General features: G+C 34.3%; 1 protein-coding gene. It reads left to right on the top strand.

The genetic code is table 11. The features are described 5' to 3' along the window. Positions 1–772 (top strand): NAD(P)/FAD-dependent oxidoreductase (locus AC3WVA_RS29260; protein ID WP_492322432.1); only part of this gene is annotated, 772 nt, incomplete at both ends.

Here is a 772-nt window from a genome sequence, read left to right as displayed (position 1 = left end):
GGGTTTGTAGCAATTACTCTTATAAATATGTTGATTCTACTTGGAGAGAAATTGAAAAATTTAAAGGAGGAAATGCGGTTTTTACCCACCCTAATACTCCTATTAAATGCGGTGGTGCTCCACAAAAGATTATGTATTTGGCAGAAGAGTATTTTTGTAATAGCGGTGTAAGGAACAAAAGTGAAGTAATGTTTTATACTGCGAACGCTAACATATTTCAGGTTCCACGTTATGCTAATACATTAGAACAAGTACTAGAAAGAAAGCAAATAATAACAAATTATAATAAAAACTTAGTAGAAATTATCGCGGAGAAGAAAGAAGCAATTTTTGAAGATACGCAAACACTGAAAAGAGAAACAGTACCGTATAGTATGATTCATGTTGTTCCACCTATGGGGCCACCTAATTTTCTTAAAGAGAGCGAGATAAGTGATCATCAGGGTTGGATAGATATAAACCCTTATACTTTGCAACATGTACAGTATAAGAATATTTTCGGACTTGGAGATTGTACCAATTTACCCACCTCTAAAACTGGAGCGGCAATTCGAAAACAAATACCGATCTTAAAACAAAATATTATGGACGTACTAAACGGAAGAGATTTGCAGGCTAAATATGATGGGTATACATCTTGTCCGATTATTACAGGATATAAAAGTCTTATACTTGCTGAATTCAACTACGAACATGAGCCTCAAGAAACGTTTCCGTTCAATCAAGCGAAAGAACGGTATAGTATGTTTTTACTTAAAAGATATATGTTGCC

The organism is Bacillus sp. EB106-04-02-XG92, from assembly GCF_058791995.1.
Note: the sequence above shows the minus strand (reverse complement) of the source record. Positions and strands in the feature narration are given on the sequence as shown.